At 59.5% G+C, this 3377-nt stretch carries 2 protein-coding genes and 1 pseudogene; all 3 read right to left on the bottom strand.

From position 1 onward, the window contains the following. The gene (locus BLX41_RS12390; protein ID WP_259744767.1) at window positions 1-1971 is read right to left on the bottom strand and encodes an HAF repeat-containing protein; all 1971 of its coding nucleotides are present in this window, start codon (window positions 1969-1971) and stop codon (window positions 1-3) included. Between the two features lie 335 nt (window positions 1972-2306). After that, window positions 2307-2645, bottom strand: a pseudogene (locus BLX41_RS12395) (glutathione S-transferase C-terminal domain-containing protein); the annotation flags it as partial. Window positions 2646-2734: 89 nt separating this feature from the next. Further along, window positions 2735-3377, bottom strand: a 643-nt coding sequence (locus BLX41_RS35175) for an autotransporter outer membrane beta-barrel domain-containing protein (protein WP_259744768.1), incomplete at its 5' end; no start/stop codon positions are given.

A 3377-nucleotide genomic window follows, 5' to 3' on the forward strand; every position in this document is an offset into this window, starting at 1 on the left:
TCAGAACTGATAAGTGAAGGCTGTCTGAATACCGGTCACATCATTGCCACCTGGTTGCTGCGCCCAGAACACGCCCGTATGGACGGCGCTGTTTTTGTTCAGGGCATAGCTCACTCCCGTGCCGGCCCCCAGGCGAGCGTTGTGCTGTTTTTCGGCCTGGTAGGTGTATCGCCCCAGATACTCCATCCGGGCTTGAAAGGCGTCACGGTTGTTGCGCAGGTCCTGGGTCAGCTCCAGGTTGGCACTGAGTTCCAGCTGCCGGGTGAGCTTTTTGGCGCCCCGCACACCGAGGTTCAGGCTGGTGGTCGTGCGGCCCATTTTCGCGTAGCTGGCCGCAAACACCGCGCCGCTGTTTTCACGATAGCCCTGGCGGCTGACCTGAGTCTGGCTGAGGCCCAGATACGGCGTCAGGGTCATCGCATTGAGCATCACGCCATAGGCGCCTTCGATGCTGAAGGACTTGCCGCGCAGGCTCGAACGCCCTTGGCCGGCCTCGGTGTAAGCCAGTTGTTCGCGTGTGATGTCGACCTTGGAAGACGCATAGGCTGCGGCCACACGGCCCTGCCAACCCAGCCCATGACCTGATTCATCAACGGCGGCGAAGAGGGCGACCGCCGGTGCTGCCGACCCTGCCTTGGCGTAGTTGTCCGGCAGTTGCCGATCGAGGTCCTGATCCAGGGTGACGCCCAGGCGCAGATGCTCGGTGGGACGAACCCCCAAGGTCAGACTCATGGTGGTCTGCCTGGCCACGCTGTTGCGACTGTAGCTCGGGCCAACACCGATACAGAACGAGCCACTGTCGATCTGGCATTCCTGGCTCATCAATCGAGCCAGTTGTTCGCTGCGCAAATCGAGCATCCCCCAGGCCCGATTGGCGTTCTTGGCCATGGCGGTACGGGTGTTGTCCAGGTCGACAAGGTGGGAGCCTGTGTCGGTGATTTTCCATAGCGCGGCGTGCATGGCACCTTCACCCGTAAGGCTGAGGCCCACGACAACATTGCCGTCAGCGGAGACGCCGGTCGCGGCTGACGTTTCACCGCCCAGGGTGCCCAGGTCGACCATGCCGCTGGCATCGGTGTGCCTGAATGCATGGGCATAGCCAGTGGCCGTCGCGGCGCCTCCCACGATGACGCTACCGTCGGCGGAAGCGCTAGAAGCGAAGGAGTCACCACCCCAGGAGCCCAGGCCGACCATGCCGGCAGTGTCAGTGTGCTTGAACGCTTGAGTGCCGCCTGTAGCTGTCTCGGCCATTCCCACGATAACGCGGCCGTCGGCGGAGATGCCGGACGCTTGTGAGGCCTGCCCTCCCAGGGTGCCCAGATCGATCATGCCGCTTGCGTCGGTGTGCTTGAAGGCATGTTGCATGCCTGTGCTGGCATCGATATTCGCGTATCCCACGACAATGCTGCCGTCCGCGGACACGGCAGTGGCACCGGAGTAGCCGCTGTTGCCCGCATCCAGGGTGCCCAGATCGATCATGCCAGTCGTATCGGTGTGCTTGAAAGCATGAAGCGCTCCATTGGCTGCACTCGAATGGCCTACGACAACCGCGCCGTCAGCCGATACGCCTACCGCATCTGAGATTCCCCCTCCACTCAACGTGCCCAGGTCGACCATGCCGGTTGCGTCGGTGTGCTTGAAGGCGTGAACCGTGCTAGAGGTGCTAGCGCTTCCCACGATCACATTGCCGTCAGCGGATATGGCTTTGGCAGAGGCATGGCGTCCCCCCGGGAGGGAGCCCAGATTGACCATGCCGGTCGCATCGCTGTATTTGAACGCGCTTTGAGTGTCTTGCACTATCGTAGTGCCAATGATGAAACGGCCGTCAGCGGATACACCATAGGCTACGGAGTTTTTACCGACTAAAGAACTTAAATCGATAGTTTCGACCTTAACTTTTGCGCAAGACTGTGCTGAATAAAAAACTACGTAGATTAGTATTGATGCGGCTGTTGCAAGGTGCTTTTTCAATATGATTTACCTGGTGAAAAAGAAGGGCTGCAGCAGTCGGAAATAATGAGTGTTTGTTTTGTAGGAGGCTGGCAGCTGCTGGAGGTAGAAGCGTTATTTGCGCGGGATTTAGGTGCTCAAGTTCGGCTGGCTAGAGGTTTCAGTTGCTTCGAATGTGAGACTACAAGTTGAGGCAGTCAGTAGGTTGTCTTATTTATATGGGCGGGGGGGTAACTTGATTGGTCGAATTAGTTTAGTTATTAGTTGCGGATTAAGTCTTTAGGAAAATTCTGAAATCCCGTTATTTCGGCAGATCAACCTATTTGACGCTGCGCGATACGCGCATTTTGTGAAAGTTATTGTTTGGCCATGATTGCCAGGAACAATTCTGATTCGAGCTGCTCCTGCAACCACTCCTGCAAGGAGCGATAAGGCGTCTGGGCAAACCACTCCCGGTCCACATGGGCAAACTGACGAACAAACGGCAGCAGCGCCATGTCCGCCAGGCTCGGATGCGCCGCCAGCAGATAGCGGCGCTGCTGCAACAGGCTATCGAGGCGCGCCAGAAACGCCTCGCCCTGGGCCCGGTAGTGCTCCATGGGCGCCTCGGGGTAGCGCTCGGCGTATTTGTAGCGATTGAGGTGCACCTTGAACACCTGGTCATTCTCGGCAATCAGTGCCGCCATCTGCGCCTGGCTCCCGGACCTGCCCGAGTCACTGAATGGCGAACGTGCACCCGCGTCCCCGGCCGGCTTCAAATTCAGGCCGACGGGGCAAGCTGCTATCAGAACTGATAAGTGAAGGCTGTCTGAATACCGGTCACATCATTGCCACCTGGTTGCTGCGCCCAGAACACGCCCGTATGGACGGCGCTGTGTTCGTTCAGGGCATAGCTCACTCCCGTGCCGGCCCCCAGGCGAGCGTCGTGCTGTTTTCCGGCCTGGTAGGTGTAGCGCCCCAGGTACTCCATTTGGGCTTGAAAGGCATCGCGCTTGTTGCGCAGGTCCTGGGTCAGCTCCAGGTTGGCACTGAGTTCCAGCTGCCGGGTGAGCTTTTTGGCGCCCCGCACACCGAGGTTCAGGCTGGTGGTCGTGCGGCCCATTTTCGCGTAGCTGGCCGCAAACACCGCGCCGCTGTTTTCACGATAGCCCTGGCGGCTGACCTGAGTCTGGCTGAGGCCCAGATACGGCGTCAGGGTCATTGCATTGAGCATCACGCCGTAGGCGCCTTCGATGCTCAAGGACTTGCCGCGCAGGCTCGAACGTCCTTGGCCGGCCTCGGTGTAAGCCAGTTGTTCGCGTGTGATATCGACCTTGGAAGACACATAGGCTGCGGCCACACGGCCCTGCCAACCCAGCCCGTGGCCTGTTTCATCAACGGCGGCGAAGAGGGCGACCGCCGGTGCTGCCGACCCTGCCTTGGCGTAG

Source organism: Pseudomonas protegens (genome assembly GCF_003732485.1).
GTDB lineage: Bacteria > Pseudomonadota > Gammaproteobacteria > Pseudomonadales > Pseudomonadaceae > Aquipseudomonas > Aquipseudomonas protegens_B.